We start from the raw sequence: 14,031 nt of genomic DNA, 5'->3' as shown, positions 1-14,031 counted from the left end.
GCGCCGATTGCCGGGGCGACCGGGCCAAGGTGATGTGGACCCAGGTGGAAACCGGCTCGGCGATCACCTGGAAATATCCCTCCTGCATCCTGCGCGGCGACGATGCGCAGGGCGAGTTCTACTCCATCGCCATCGCCAACAACGCCCAGCAGGCCGATACGGGAACCAAGATGGTCCACCTCGGCAAGCGGACGAAGTCGCGGATCGTGTCCAAGGGGATCTCGGCGGGCCGGGCGCAGAACACCTACCGCGGGCTGGTCTCCATGCACCCGAAGGCGAAGGACAGCCGCAACTATACCCAGTGCGACAGTCTCCTGATCGGCGACAAATGCGGGGCGCACACCGTGCCTTACATCGAAGTGCGCAACAATTCCTCGCGCGTGGAGCATGAGGCGACCACGTCGAAAGTGGATGATGACCAGCTCTTCTACTGCCGCTCGCGCGGGATGGACGAGGAGGAAGCCGTGGCGCTGGTGGTGAACGGTTTCTGCAAGGAGGTCCTGCAGGCCCTGCCGATGGAATTCGCGATGGAGGCGCAAAGCCTGGTCGCGATCAGCCTGGAAGGCTCGGTCGGCTGACCCTGCGATGGCTGAGGCGCGTGCACAAGCGGAACCGGAAGCGGGGCGGCCCCAGGTCGTTCTGGTCTCGGCCATGCGCAACGAGGGGCCGTTCCTTCTGGAATGGGTGGCCTACCACCGGGTGATCGGGGTGGACCGGATCGTCGTCGTGTCTAACGGCTCGACGGACGGCTCGGACGATCTTTGCGAGGCGTTGGCGGCGGCAGGGGAGATCGCCTTCCTGCGCACCGATCCAGGGCCTGACGAATCCCCGCTCGAAGCGGCAAAAGCTGCCTTCGAGACCGAGATCGGCTATGCGGACGGGACGTGGTACGCTTGGCTGGATGCAGACGAATTCCTGAACATCCACGTTGGCGACCGAAGCGTCGGGGCGCTTGTCTCGGCGCTCGGGCCGGCGCACGGCATCATGCTGAACTGGCGGTTGTTCGGCACCAGTGGACACGACCGCTTTCCCGGACGCCTAATCAGTGCCGATTTTGCCCGCGCCGCCAAGGCGGAGCATGTGGCCCATCTGGAGACCAAGACGTTCTTCCGGCGTTCCTCTGTCGTCCCCGGCTTTGCCCGCCTGGGTCAGGAGCGCCCTGCGCTTGCCGAGGGGCATGGGCTGGGCGCCGGGGACTTCCTGGGGGGCAATGGCAGGCCGCTGAAAGCGGACGAGCCGCGGACCCTTGCCTGGCTGGCCGGGAAGCCGCCGCAGCGGACGAATCTTGCCGCGCGTTCCGAGCGCGGAGCGGCACTGGCGCAGATCAATCACTACGCCGTCCGAACGCCGGAGTTCTTCGCGCTGAAGCGCGCGCGCGGGCGGGGCTACCTGAAATCGGGCCAGACCTCCGGCCACCCGCGCTACAACAACCAGTATTTCGACCGCTTTGACCGAAACGAGGCGGAGGATCGCTCGATCCTGCATTGGGAGCAGGCGGTGACGGCAGAGATCGACCGACTCCTGGCGCTTCCACTTGTCGCTGCCGCCAAGGCTTCGGTCGATACGCTCGTTGCCGAGGCTCTGAACGAATTGGACAGGACGACGAGGTTTCAGCCTGACGGAGACGATCCAGTGGCGGCAACCAAGGTCATTCCGGATGAGGCGGCCGAAAGGGACGCTGAGGCCGAGGCGCCCAGCTTCGAGCTGACTTTCGGCTCCCGGGAAAGCGATTTCCTGCGCCGCCGCTACGAAGCCGCCGAAACCATCCTGGAATACGGCAGCGGCGGATCAACCGTGCTGGGCGCCCAGCTTGGTTGCACGGTGTTCAGCGTTGAGAGCGACAAGGCCTGGGCCGACCGGCTGGCGGCGCATGTCGACCTGATCTCGCCGAAGGTCCATGTCCACTACGCGGATATCGGCCCGACCGGTCCCTGGGGCGTGCCGATTAGGCCGCGCGAGCATCGTAAGTTTCATGCCTACGCCCTGTCGGTCTGGGACCGCCCCGATTTCATCGAGCCCGATCTGGTGCTGATCGACGGCCGTTTCCGCGCCGCCTGCCTGGTCGCCGTCATGCTGCGAGCGACGAAGCCCGTTACCGTCCTGTTCGATGATTACCTGAAACGCGGCTACTACCACGGCGTCGAACGCCTGGCCCGCAAGGAAGAAATGGTGGGCCGCATGGCCCGCATCACCGTCACCCCCGGCGCGATCCCGGCCGAGATGGTCACACAGGCCATCGGCTGGTTCACTGATCCGCGCTGATGCCCGCAAAGGAAAGAAACATGCTTGAAATCAAAAACCTGCACGTCAAACTTGAAGAAGAGGACAAGGTGATCCTGAACGGCGTCGATCTGACGATCGGCGCGGGCGAGGTCCATGCGATCATGGGGCCGAACGGCTCGGGCAAGTCGACGCTGTCCTATGTGCTCGCGGGTCGCGACGGCTATGAGGTGACGGAAGGCTCGGCCACGCTTGACGGGCAGGAGTTGCTGGAGATGGAGCCGGAAGAACGTGCCGCGGCGGGCCTCTTCCTGGCTTTCCAGTATCCGGTCGAGATCCCCGGCGTCGGCAACATGACCTTCCTGCGCACCGCCGTGAACGCGCAGCGGAAAGCGCGCGGCGAGGAGGAACTGAGCGCGGGCGACTTCCTGAAAGTCGTGCGCGCAAAGGCCAAGACCCTGAAGATCGACGCCGAGATGCTGAAGCGCCCGGTCAACGTGGGCTTTTCCGGCGGTGAGAAGAAGCGCAACGAAATCCTGCAGATGGCGATGCTAGAACCCCGGATGTGCATCCTGGACGAGACCGACTCAGGCCTCGACGTCGATGCGATGAAGCTGGTCGCCGACGGGGTGAACGCGTTGCGCAGCGCCGGGCGGTCCTTCCTGGTGATCACCCATTACCAGCGGCTGCTGGACCATATCCACCCCGACGTGGTGCATATCATGGCGGCGGGCCGGATCGTGAAGACCGGCGGGCCGGAACTGGCGCTGGAGGTCGAGACCAACGGCTATGCCGACATCCTGAGCGAGGTGGGCTGATGGCGCTGCCGAAGGCAAAGGAAGACGCGCTGGTGGCGCGGCTCGCGGCGCTCCCAGCGCTGGCGGGGAAAGGCTGGCTCGCATCCGCGCGCGCGGATGCGCTGGCCCGGCTGACCGCAATGGGCCTGCCGGGGCGGCGGGACGAATACTGGCGCTACACCGATCCGGCCAGCCTGAATGCCCCAGAGGCACCAGTCGCGCACCGTTTCGACGCCGGCGACGAGACCGTGCCTTTCGAGGGGATGGACCGGCTGAAGATCGTGTTCACCGATGGGGTCTTCGACCCCGCAGCCTCGGACGACCTGGCGCTTTCGGGCGTGACCATCGAGCGGCTGGCCGAGGCGGGCGGGAAGGACATCCACTGGGCGCAGGGCCTTTACGGGGTGCTGGAAGCGCGTGGCCAGAACCCGGTTGCGCGGCCCTTCGCGGCGTTGAACAGCGCCCATGCAACGGATGGCGTGCTGATCCATGTCACGGGGAAGGCCGCCAAGCCTGTATCTCTGATTTATGCCCATGACTCCGATAGTTCCGATGCGATCCTCCATCACTGCGTGAAGCTGGAGCCGGGGGCGCAGCTGACGCTTCTGGAAAACGGCCCCGCCGCCGCGCGCTTGTCCAAGGTGCTGGAGGTCGACATCGCCGACGGGGCGCAGTTCCACCACATCCGCATCCAGGGCCGCGACCATGAACGCCGCGCCGTGACGCATATCTTCGCCCGGCTTGGCACCCGGTCCGAGATGCGCTCCTTCACCCTTACCGCCAACGGCCGCCTCACCCGCAACGAGGCGGTGGTGGAGTTGACCGGGGACGAAGGCCGCGCCCATGTGGCGGGTGCAGCGGTCGGCGACGGCGAGTTCCACCACGACGACACCGTCTTCGTCACCCATGCCGCCGAGGCCTGCGAAAGCCGCCAGGTGTTCAAGAAAGTGCTGATGAACGGGGCAACGGGGGTGTTCCAGGGCAAGATCCTGGTGAAGCCCGGCGCGCAGAAGACCGACGGCTACCAGATCAGCCAGTCGCTGCTCCTGGACGAGGACAGCCAGTTCCTCGCCAAGCCCGAGCTGGAGATCTACGCGGACGACGTGAAATGCTCGCACGGCTCCACCTCGGGCGCCATCGACGAGACCGCGCTCTTCTACCTGCAATCGCGCGGCGTGCCCCGGCGGACGGCGCAGGCGCTGCTGGTTCTCGCCTTCCTCGCCGAGGCGATCCAGGAGATCGCGGATGAGGATATCGCCGAAGATATCCGCGCGCGGCTGGAACGCTGGCTGGCACGGCACGGGACGAAAGGATGAGGCCCCGGGAATGGAGATCGGCGGGATGACCGTCACCACCGACCTTGTCGCCACGTGGCGCCACCCGCGCGTGATCCTGCGCCAGCATCTCGCGCGGGGGCCGTCCGAGCCGTTTGTGCTGTCCTTCCTTCTGATCTTCCTCGCGCTGGCCTTCATCGGCCAGTGGCCCGGTGCCGCGCGCGAGGCCTTCCTCGCGGGCGAGTCTTCGGCCAGCCCTCGCATCATAGCGCGGGCTTTCGCCGTCCTTGCCACCATCCCGCTCTGGTATGGCCTGGCCGCGCTGGGGCACATCGTCGCGCGGGCCATGGGCGGGCAGGGGACGTGGTACGGGGCGCGCGTGGCGCTGTTCTGGGCGCTTGCCTGCATCGGCCCGCTGCTGCTGCTGCAAGGCCTGGTTTCGGGCATGATCGGTACCGGTGCGGCACTGACCCTGGTGACGCTGTTGGTCGGCGTGGCGTTCCTCTGGCTCTGGTCCACCCTGTTGCACGAGGCCGAGACCGGATGACCCTCATGCAGCGCATTGGCGCCTTGGCGCAGCTGACCCTGCGGGAGCCCCGGCAGGCCGCCCGGACGCTTCTGGCCGAGGATGTGCCGATACCGGCGCGGACCGCCGGGCTCTTGCTCGTCGCCGTCGTTTCGGCGCTTCTGGCCAGCCTTCAGGTCGGGGGAAAGCTGACCGAACTGGACCCGTTCAGCCGCTTCATGCTGGCCAGCCCCTTCCGTGCGGCGGTGTTCCAGTGGCTGTTCCTGGCGCTGACCGTGGTCCTGGTGCACCGGGTCGGACGGGCTTTCGACGGGCGTGGCAGCCTGCCGGACGCTCTTCTGGTCGTTGTCTGGCTGCAGCTGCCGATGCTGGCGCTGCAGATCCTGCAACTGGTGGCCACGCTGCTTGTGCCGCCGCTGGCCGGGATCATCGGCCTTGCCGGCTTTGCGCTTTTCCTGTGGCTGATGACCAGCTTCGTCGCCGAACTGCACGGCTTCCGCTCGCGCGGGATGGTTTTCCTGGGGCTGGTACTGACTGCGCTTGGCGTCGGGCTGATCCTCGGCGTCGCGACAGTCCTGATCCTCGGGCCGGAGGCCTTTGCCAATGTATGACGTCCAGAAAATCCGCGAGGATTTCCCGATCCTCAAGCGCGAGGTGAACGGCAAGCCCCTGGTCTACCTCGACAATGGCGCCAGCGCACAGAAGCCGCAGGTGGTGATCGACGCAATGACGCGGGCCTATAGTCACGAATACGCCAATGTGCACCGGGGCCTGCACTACCTGTCGAACCTCGCGACCGAGCACTATGAATCTACCCGCGGCGTGATCGCCCGCTTCCTGAACGCCGCCTCGGAAGAAGAGATCGTCTTCACCACCGGGACCACGGAAGCGATCAACCTCGTCTCCTACGCCTGGGCCGCGCCGCGCCTGCAGCCGGGCGACGAGATCGTGCTGTCGGTCATGGAGCATCACGCCAACATCGTGCCCTGGCATTTCCTGCGCGAGCGGCAGGGGGTGGTGCTGAAATGGGTGGAGGTGGACGCGAACGGCGACCTCGACCCGCAGGCGGTGCTGGATGCCATCGGGCCGCGGACGAAGCTTATCGCCGTCACCCATATGTCGAATGTGCTGGGCACCGTGGTCGACGTGGCCGCGATCTGCCGCGCCGCGCGGGAAAAGGGCGTACCGGTGCTGGTCGACGGCTCGCAGGCCGTCGTGCATATGCCGGTCGACGTGCAGGCCATCGGCTGCGACTTCTACGCCATCACCGGCCACAAGCTTTACGGCCCTTCCGGGTCCGGCGGCATCTGGATCGCCCGCGACCGGCAGGCCGAAATGCGCCCCTTCCTCGGCGGCGGCGACATGATCCGCGAGGTCACGCGCGACACCGTCACCTGGGCCGACCCGCCGATGAAGTTCGAGGCCGGGACGCCCGGCATCGTCCAGCAGATCGGCCTCGGCGTGGCGCTGGACTATCTGATGGCTCTGGGAATGCAGAACGTTGCTGCCCACGAACGCATCCTGCGCGATTACGCCCGCGACCGGCTGAAGGGCCTCAACTGGCTGAACGTGCAGGGCAATTCGGCGGGGAAGGGGGCGATCTTCTCCTTCACGATGGAGGGCGCGGCCCATGCGCATGACATCTCCACCATCCTAGACAAGCGAGGCATCGCTGTCCGGGCAGGCACCCATTGCGCCATGCCGCTGATGGCGCATTACGGCATCACCGCCTCGTGCCGGGCGTCCTTCGGGCTTTACAACACGGTCGAGGAGGTCGACGCGCTGGTCAGCGCGCTGAACCTGGCGCACGAGCTGTTTGCCTGAGCAGGCGGCCCGTCACGACCGCCTGCGCGAGTTCAGAACGACCACTTCATTCCCAGCACCGCCGCGCTGTCGGTCATCCCGGCGATATTGCCGTAGTTCTGGGCATGGACCACCTCGAACATCAGCTCCGAGGCCGCGCCCATCGGCACCTGGTAGCCGATCGAGACCTCCATCTGCCGCTCCTGCGGGGCCAAGTCGATCCCCACCGCCCGCACCTCGGTTCCGCCCTCGGCAAGCCGGACCGGAACCGTCATCTCGGCCGAGCCCGCACTGACCGCCATCGGCATCGCGATACCGACGCTCAGCCGGTCGCCCCTGGCGAAGACGCTGCGGCTGCCGACATCCAGCCGCAGGCTGTCGAACTTCGCCGCGCTGACCCGGCTGATCGCCGCGGGCGCGCCGAGATCGGCCACCCCCATCTCTCCGGACAATGCGAAGAAGCCCCCGGTGCCCATGTCATGCGACAAGGACAGCGTCAGCGCCGCCATCGAGGCGCCGCCCGTGTCGCCGCTGCCGGTGAAGCCCATCAGACGGCCGCTGTCGCGGGCAAGCTTGACCCCCAGGTCCAGCTTCAGCGCCCCGTCCGCCACCGTCCGCGCAACCGCGAGGCCATAGTCCTCCTCGCCGCCGACCAGCACCGAAGCGTGGGTCAAGCCGTCCGGCGCGTTCAGGTCCAGCGTCTGGCCGGGATGGGTCGCGAAAGTGTCGGCCAGCGGGTTCAGTACCGCCTTGCGTGCCGCCCCGTAGTCCTTGGTGAAGGACCGCGCCGCCAGCGTCTCGACCAGCGGGGTCGAGGCCGCCTCGGTCGCGAAAGCCTTCGCAGCCACCGCGAAATCGCCGCCGAGTGCGTCGTTCATCGTCAGGTCAACGCCGTCCAGGCTGCGCGTCACCGCATCGCCCAGGGCGCCGCCGGTCGAGAAGGCGTAGTCCTTCGTCTCGATGCTTTCCCCGTCCCCCATCGCCATCGTCGTCGCCCCGATGGGCAGAAGCGCGGCCCGGATGTCGAGGAAACCGTGGCCGTAGTCGATGGAGTAATCGTGGTTGAAGACCCCGGAGCCTTCCAGCAGGTCGACCGATCCCGCCGAGACGAAGCCGGTGAAGGTATTGTCCGCCGAGGCGAGGAGCCGCGCCCTGAGCTGGTGGGGTGTCAGGTTCGGGAAGGCCTCGGCCAAAAGCGCCAGCGCGCCCGAGACCTGCGGCGCCGCGAACGACGATCCGGTGCCGCTGCCGTAGGAGGTGTTCGAGGCCGCCGTCGCCGCTGTCCAGTAGCCATCGGCCACCAGGCACCAGGCGGCCGCTTGATAGCACGGCGACGAGATCAGCCCGGCAACGCCGCTCACCCCGTTGTCGTCGAAGATCGGCACGGCATTGCCGACGGCGAGCCAGGCCTTTTCCAGATCGGGCTGCAGGAGCGGCAGCGCGTCCATCAGCCCCGCCGCGCCGGTATTGGTATTGTCGACCGCGAAGACCACGACCCCGCCTTGCCAGGAGCCGCTTCCAAGCGCGTAGTTGCGCAGCGCCGCAAGCCAGGCCGTGCCGCCGGGCGAGCCGAACACGGCATTGAACTCGGTCTGGTTCGCGGCTGCGCCGGTGAAGCCCCAGGAGTTGTTCTGCGCCACCGCTCGCCGGTTCTGCGCCGCCACCGCCGCGGCTGTCAGGTCGGAGATGTTGTCCTCTCCCCAATCGCTGAGAATAAGGTCTGCGCCCGGCGCGACCCCCACCATCGTGCCGGAATTCCCTGTGGCGATCGAGGCGACCATGGTGCCGTGGTCGGTAGTGCCCGGTGCGCCGGTCGTCGTGATGGTCTTCCCGGCAAAGACCTCATGCGCGCGCCGGAAGCCCGAATCGACGACCGCGATCACCTGTCCCGCGCCGGTCAGGCCCACCGCACGGGCATAATCTACGCGCGAGGATTGCAGCGGGTTCGAGAAGGCGTTGCCCAGTCCGGGGATGTTCCCGTTCTGCAACCGGAACCGCGCCGAGTTGTTGCGGAAGCTGGCCGCCGCATCGCGCCAATCCTGGGTGATCGAGGCCATGAAGTAGCTGCCCAGGGTCCCCGATCCGCCGGGGCTCGCGCTGATGGTGAAGGTGCCGCCCAGATCATCCTCGCCCCCACCGCAGGCCGCAAGCAGGGCCAGGCTGGACAGTGACACGAGCAATGCGGATTTGCGGCGAAAAGCGGTCGGCAGGAATTGGCGCATGATCAAGACCTCGCGAAATCGTTATGGAACATAGTGCATCCCCGGAATCGAGATTCGGTCAAGCCCGCCAGCCGCCTGTTTCCGGGTATTTTTTCTCGCACGGTCCGCCCCGCAGCGCGCCCCGCGAAATCCCCTGCCGATTGCCATTGAATCCCCGGGCACCTTCCGCTAATCACCACCGCAGGCACCCATAGCTCAGCTGGATAGAGCGTTGCCCTCCGAAGGCAAAGGTCGCACGTTCGAATCGTGCTGGGTGCGCCATAAAATCAATGGCTTGGCCGACTGGACGGAACTCCGAATTCAATCGGGTTCAGATGGGATGCCAGATCCAGCCTCACGCCTTCCGCGATCCAGAGGCGCATTTCCCTTTACGGCCAGCATCCGAATGTCCGCGTGGGGCAGGGCGGGCCCGGCTCGACGCCCTGCTATCGGTGAGGCAGACTCGGTCAGGTGCAGCTGCGGCAAGCGCCACCAAGGTCATTGAAATTAATCAAACGATTGATTACAGTCTCGCATGCTTGAGATTCCCGATAAACCGCCCGAGGGGGCGCAGAAGGCCCTGATCGAGGCTGGTCTGGCGCTCTTCGGCCAGAAGGGATTCGACGCGACCTCCACCCGCGAACTGGCCGAAAGGGCCGGGGTGAACCTGGCCCTGATCACCTATCATTTCGGCGGCAAGGACGGGTTGCGCCGCGCCGTCGTCGGGGAAGTGGCGCGCCGCTTGCTGGCGGTGGCCGGGGCGCCGCAACCCTCGGAGGGGCTGACGCCTGCTGCTGCCCTCCAGCGCCTGCAGACCATCCTGCGCGGGGTCGCGGTTTTCATCGGAACTGCCCCCGAGGCCGGGCCGCTGGTGAATTTCGCCTTGGCAGAGCTTGCCCGCGGCGGGCCGATGACCGACCTGATCTACGAGGGGTTCATCGGGCCGAAGCACGCCGAGTTGTCGCAGCTCTGGGCCATCGCCAGCGGCAAGAACGCGGACAGCGAGGCGGTGAAACTTGCGGTTTTCGCGATGATCGGCCAGGTGCTCTACTTCCGTCTCGGGCGCGAAATCGTCACGCGCAAGATGGGCTGGACCAGCATCGGCCCGGATGAGGCAGGCCGGATCGCCGATCTGATCGCAGAAAATCTGCGTCTTCTCACGGAAGGAGAACGGGAATGAGCCTGATCTGTTCGGTCCCGCTGCTGTCGGCGCTCTTCGCCGCCTGCGCGCCGCCACTGCCCTTCGCCACCGGCTATGTCGAGGGCGAGTATGTGCTGGTCGCCCCGGTCGAGACGGTCGAGGTCGCCGCGCTGCTGGCCGCGCGCGGCGACCATCTGGCGGCAGGCGCGCCCTTGGCCGAGATGGACCGGGCGATGGCAGAGATCGCCTTGGCGGAGGCCGGAGCGAACCTGGCCCGCGCCGAGGCGCAGCTCGCCGACCTGAACCTCGGCAAGCGCCCCGAAGAGATTGCGGTCATCGAGGCTGCGCTGGCCTCGGCCCGTGCGCAGGCGGCAGAGGCCCGGCGGACAGCCGACCGGCTTGCCAGCCTCGCGGACCGGGGCAGCGCGACCGAGACCCAGCGCGAGGATGCCGCCACCGCCGCCGAAATCGCCGCGGCACGGGTGGCCGAGATCGAGGCCGACCTCGCCGTCGCGCGGCTTCCGGCCCGTGCGCATGCCATCGCCGCCGCCGAGGCGCAGCGCGCGGCCGCCCAGGCGGAACGCGACCGGGCCGCCTGGGCGCTGTCGAAGCGCAGTCTGACGGCGCCTGCCGCCGGAACCGTTTCCGACATCATCCGCACGGCGGGCGAGATCGCAGGCCCGGCGCAACCGGTGCTGTCCTTCCTGCCGGATGGCGCGGTGAAGCTGCGGCTCTACATGCCGGCCGAGAATGCGGCGGCGATTGCGGTCGGCTCGACCCTGACCGTGCGCTGCGACGGCTGCCCCGACGGGCTGGCCGCGACCGTCACCTATGTCGCCGACGCCCCGGAATTCACCCCGCCGGTGATCTACTCCCTCGAGAACCGGCAGAAGTTCGTCTACCTCGTCGAAGCCCGCCCCCTGGGCGACAGCCGCACCCTGAAGCCGGGCCAGATCGTCGATGTCCTGCTGCCTGGGGCGGCGGAATGACTGGCGAACCCGCCATCGACGTGACGGGGCTGGTGAAGATCTTCGGCGACCGTCGCGTGGTGGACGGCGTATCGCTTCGGGTCGAGCGGGGCGAGATCGCGGGCTTCCTTGGTCCCAATGGCTCGGGCAAGACTACGACCATCCGCATGATGTGCGGCCTTCTGACCCCCGACGCGGGCGAAGGCCGGGTGTTGGGCTTCGACATCCGCCGTCAGGGGCGGCAGATCAAGCGCGAGGTCGGCTACATGACCCAGCGCTTCTCGTTCTATGAGGACCTCACCATCGAGGAGAACCTGACCTTCGTCGCGGGTCTTTATGGCCTGACCCCGGCGCGGGCGATCGTGCGCGCCACGCTGGAGGATCTGGGCCTCTCCGGCCGCCGCCAGCAACTGGCCGGGTCGCTCTCGGGCGGGTGGAAGCAGCGGCTGGCGCTGGCCGCCTGCATCATGCATCGGCCGAAGCTCCTGATGCTGGACGAGCCCACCGCGGGGGTCGATCCCATGGCCCGGCGCGAGTTCTGGGACGAAATCCACGCCCGCGCCGCCGAAGGCCTGACCGTACTGGTCTCGACCCATTACATGGACGAGGCCGAGCGCTGCCACCGGATCAACTACATTGCCTACGGCAGGCTGATCGCCTCGGGCACGGTTCCCGCCGTCGTGGCAGGGGCAGGTCTGGCCACCGTGGTGCTGGAAGGCCCGAACACCGCCGAGGCCGCGCGCCGCCTGAAGGGCAGGGCGGGGGTCGAGCAGGTCGCATCGTTCGGCAATACCCTGCATGTCGTCGGCCGGGACGCGGCCCTGCTGCGCCAATCGGTCGAGGCGGTGGCGCAGGAGACCGGCACCACCATGCACCCCGCCGAGACCATGCTGGAGGATGTGTTCATCCAGCTCATGACCGCCTCCGGGGACGCCGCGCGATGAACCGGTTCTTCTCGCTGACCCGCCTTCTTGCGCTTCTGCGGAAAGAGGTGATCCAGATGCGGCGCGACCGGATCACCTTCGCGATGATGCTGGGCGTGCCGCTGATGCAGCTTCTGCTCTTCGGTTTCGCCATCAACACCGATCCGAAGCAGCTTCCCGCCGCCCTGGTCGCGCCGGTCGAGGACCGCTTCAGCCGTGCCATCGTCACCGCGCTGGAGCTGACCGACTACTACCGCTTCACCTCGCCCGGCGTCTCGGCGGCCGAGGCCGAGCTGCTGCTGGCGCGGGGCGAGGTCTCCTTCGTCGTCACCCTGCCGTCGGACTTCGGGCGGCGCGTGCTGCGCGGCGACCATCCGGTGATGCTGATCGAGGCCGATGCGACCGACCCTTCTGTCGCCTCCGGTGCCATCTCGACCCTTGGCACCGTCGCGTCCGAGGCCCTGCAGCGCGAGTGGGGCACCGAAGCGCAGGCCGGTGCCGCCCGCGACACGCAGCTGCAGGTTCTCGTGCACCGGCGCTACAATCCCGAGGGCATAACCGCCTACAACATCGTGCCCGGCCTTCTGGGCGTCATCCTGCAGCTGACCATGGTGATGATGACCGCCATGGCGCTGACCCGCGAGATCGAGCGCGGCACGATGGAGAATCTCCTGTCGATGCCCGCGACACCGCTTGAGATCATGCTCGGCAAGGTGCTGCCCTTTCTCGGCGTCGGCGCGGTGCAGGTCCTGGTGGTCCTCGCCGCCGCGCGGGCGCTCTTCCAGGTGCCCTTCACCGGCTCGCTGCCGCTGCTTCTGGGCGGCATCCTGATCTTCGTGCTGGCGCTTCTGATCCTGGGCTACCTCATCTCGACCGTCGCGCGCACGCAGATGCAGGCGATGCAGCTGACCTTCTTCTTCTTCCTGCCCTCGATCCTGCTTTCGGGTTTCATGTTTCCCTTCCGCGGCATGCCGGGCTGGGCGCAGACGCTGGGCGAGATCTTTCCGCTCACGCATTTCCTGCGCTTCATCCGGGCCGTCATGCTGAAGGGCGCAGGCCCGGACGCCGTGGCGCAACCCCTTGCCGCGCTGGTGCTTTTCGCGGTCACGCTGACGCTGGTCGCCCTCCTGCGGTTCCGCCGGACGCTGGACTGAGGACCCCTTCTCCGCGGGGCGAAAAAACACAGCCCAGAAGTCTTTCGCTTCGGCGGAGGAATAAAAGTTGACAAAATTACTTGCCTTTGCAATCACCCCGCCGTGACCGAACGTCACGAGCCGCCAGCCCCGCCGCCAGCGTCATCGAAACACGCTGCAATGGGGAAGCAATTGTCCGGAACATCCAGATTCAAAACGGCCCTCTGGGCCTCGACGGCGCTTGCGCTGGCCATCGGCCTTGCGGGGCCCGGCTTCGCGCAGGACAGCGGGGATGAAACCAAGGCGAAGAAGCCCGTGCTTCTTGGCACGATCACGCTCTTCGCCGACCGCATCGGTCGCGCGCTGACCGATGTTCAGGGCCATATCTCGGTCGTGGGCGAGGAAGAGCTGAAGGACCGCAACGTCCAGTCTCTGGAAGATCTGCTGCGCTATATCCCCGGCATCACGCCGGTGCGCCAGGTTTCTGGCGCCGACCCGTTTGGCGGGCAGACCGGCATCCGCATTCGCGGGGTCGAGGGCAACCGGGTGCAAATGGTGGTCGACGGAGGGCGCATCCCGGAACGGATCATAGACGGCTCGCGCGATTATCTCGACTTCGGCTTCACCAAGCAGGTCGACGTGGTGCGCGGCCCGGCCTCGGTGCTCTGGGGTGCCGATGCGCTGGGGGGTGTGCTGGCGCTGGAGACCATCGACCCCGAGGACCTACTCCGGGGTCGGGAGCGTGGCGGCTCGGTGACGCTCGGCTTCGGTGAGTTGACTGACGCGACCGATGTCGCCGTCGCTTTCGCGCAGCGCTTCGGCAGCGACTGGTCGCTCTTGGTGGCGCGGTCGCACAGCATCGACCACGAGATGAAGCTGACCAATGCCGACCCGACCGGCGGCCGCTGGCCTTGCGCCCGACCGGTGGCCTTCGGCTCCGTCACCTGCGGCGAATTCAACCCGCTGGACCGCACCAGCGACCGGACGCTCGTCAAGCTGGTCTGGGACATCAGCGACACGCAAAGCCTGAAGTTCACCTTCGACA

13 protein-coding genes and 1 tRNA gene are annotated in these 14,031 nt (G+C 67.1%); 13 read left to right on the top strand and 1 reads right to left on the bottom strand.

Features of this window, described 5'->3' with window-relative positions; translation table 11 throughout:
• From V7Q39_RS13565 to V7Q39_RS13535, 7 genes are all read left to right on the top strand, one after another.
• Window positions 1-578, top strand: a 578-nt coding sequence (locus V7Q39_RS13565) for a SufD family Fe-S cluster assembly protein (protein WP_333817128.1), incomplete at its 5' end; no start/stop codon positions are given.
• A gap of 7 nt (window positions 579-585) precedes the next feature.
• The gene (locus V7Q39_RS13560) at window positions 586-2,262 is read left to right on the top strand and encodes a glycosyltransferase family 2 protein (RefSeq protein ID WP_333817127.1); all 1,677 of its coding nucleotides are present in this window, start codon (window positions 586-588) and stop codon (window positions 2,260-2,262) included.
• Between the two features lie 20 nt (window positions 2,263-2,282).
• Window positions 2,283-3,038 carry a Fe-S cluster assembly ATPase SufC gene (gene sufC / locus V7Q39_RS13555; protein WP_333817126.1) on the top strand — a complete coding sequence of 252 codons (756 nt, stop codon included), beginning with the start codon at window positions 2,283-2,285 and terminating at the stop codon, window positions 3,036-3,038.
• Window positions 3,038-4,333, top strand: coding sequence for a Fe-S cluster assembly protein SufD (gene sufD / locus V7Q39_RS13550; protein ID WP_333817125.1), 1,296 nt, complete (start codon window positions 3,038-3,040; stop codon window positions 4,331-4,333). The genes sufC and sufD overlap by 1 nt, the downstream gene beginning before the upstream one ends.
• 25 nt (window positions 4,334-4,358) lie before the next feature.
• Complete coding sequence (locus V7Q39_RS13545) at window positions 4,359-4,838, top strand: YIP1 family protein (RefSeq protein WP_333817124.1); 480 nt, start codon at window positions 4,359-4,361, stop codon at window positions 4,836-4,838.
• A gap of 5 nt (window positions 4,839-4,843) precedes the next feature.
• Window positions 4,844-5,428: a Yip1 family protein gene (locus tag V7Q39_RS13540; protein WP_333817123.1), complete on the top strand. Its 585-nt coding sequence runs from the start codon at window positions 4,844-4,846 to the stop codon at window positions 5,426-5,428.
• On the top strand, window positions 5,421-6,641 hold the full coding sequence (locus V7Q39_RS13535; RefSeq protein ID WP_333817122.1) for a cysteine desulfurase: 1,221 nt from the start codon (window positions 5,421-5,423) through the stop codon (window positions 6,639-6,641). The genes V7Q39_RS13540 and V7Q39_RS13535 overlap by 8 nt, the downstream gene beginning before the upstream one ends.
• 32 nt (window positions 6,642-6,673) lie before the next feature.
• Here the strand turns inward: V7Q39_RS13535 and V7Q39_RS13530 are convergent, their stop codons facing one another.
• Window positions 6,674-8,794, bottom strand: a complete 2,121-nt coding sequence (locus V7Q39_RS13530) for a S8 family peptidase (RefSeq protein ID WP_333817121.1) — start codon at window positions 8,792-8,794, stop codon at window positions 6,674-6,676.
• 232 nt (window positions 8,795-9,026) lie between these two features.
• Between V7Q39_RS13530 and V7Q39_RS13525 the strand changes: the two genes are divergently transcribed.
• The 6 genes from V7Q39_RS13525 to V7Q39_RS13500 form a co-directional block, all read left to right on the top strand.
• Window positions 9,027-9,103, top strand: a tRNA-Arg gene (locus V7Q39_RS13525).
• A 253-nt stretch (window positions 9,104-9,356) separates the two neighbouring features.
• Complete coding sequence (locus tag V7Q39_RS13520) at window positions 9,357-10,001, top strand: CerR family C-terminal domain-containing protein (protein ID WP_333817120.1); 645 nt, start codon at window positions 9,357-9,359, stop codon at window positions 9,999-10,001.
• On the top strand, window positions 9,998-10,951 hold the full coding sequence (locus V7Q39_RS13515) for an HlyD family secretion protein (RefSeq protein WP_333817119.1): 954 nt from the start codon (window positions 9,998-10,000) through the stop codon (window positions 10,949-10,951). The genes V7Q39_RS13520 and V7Q39_RS13515 overlap by 4 nt, the downstream gene beginning before the upstream one ends.
• Entirely contained in the window at window positions 10,948-11,874 is a 927-nt protein-coding gene (locus V7Q39_RS13510; protein WP_333817118.1) for an ABC transporter ATP-binding protein, read from the top strand. The genes V7Q39_RS13515 and V7Q39_RS13510 overlap by 4 nt, the downstream gene beginning before the upstream one ends.
• Window positions 11,871-13,007, top strand: a complete 1,137-nt coding sequence (locus V7Q39_RS13505; RefSeq protein ID WP_333817117.1) for an ABC transporter permease — start codon at window positions 11,871-11,873, stop codon at window positions 13,005-13,007. The genes V7Q39_RS13510 and V7Q39_RS13505 overlap by 4 nt, the downstream gene beginning before the upstream one ends.
• A 171-nt stretch (window positions 13,008-13,178) precedes the next feature.
• Window positions 13,179-14,031 (top strand): TonB-dependent receptor plug domain-containing protein (locus V7Q39_RS13500; RefSeq protein WP_333817116.1); only part of this gene is annotated, 853 nt, incomplete at its 3' end.

Origin of the sequence: Tabrizicola sp. (genome assembly GCF_036781545.1) — a bacterium.
In the GTDB taxonomy this organism is placed as follows: Bacteria; Pseudomonadota; Alphaproteobacteria; order Rhodobacterales; family Rhodobacteraceae; genus Tabrizicola.
This window is presented reverse-complemented; position numbering and strand designations above follow the sequence as displayed.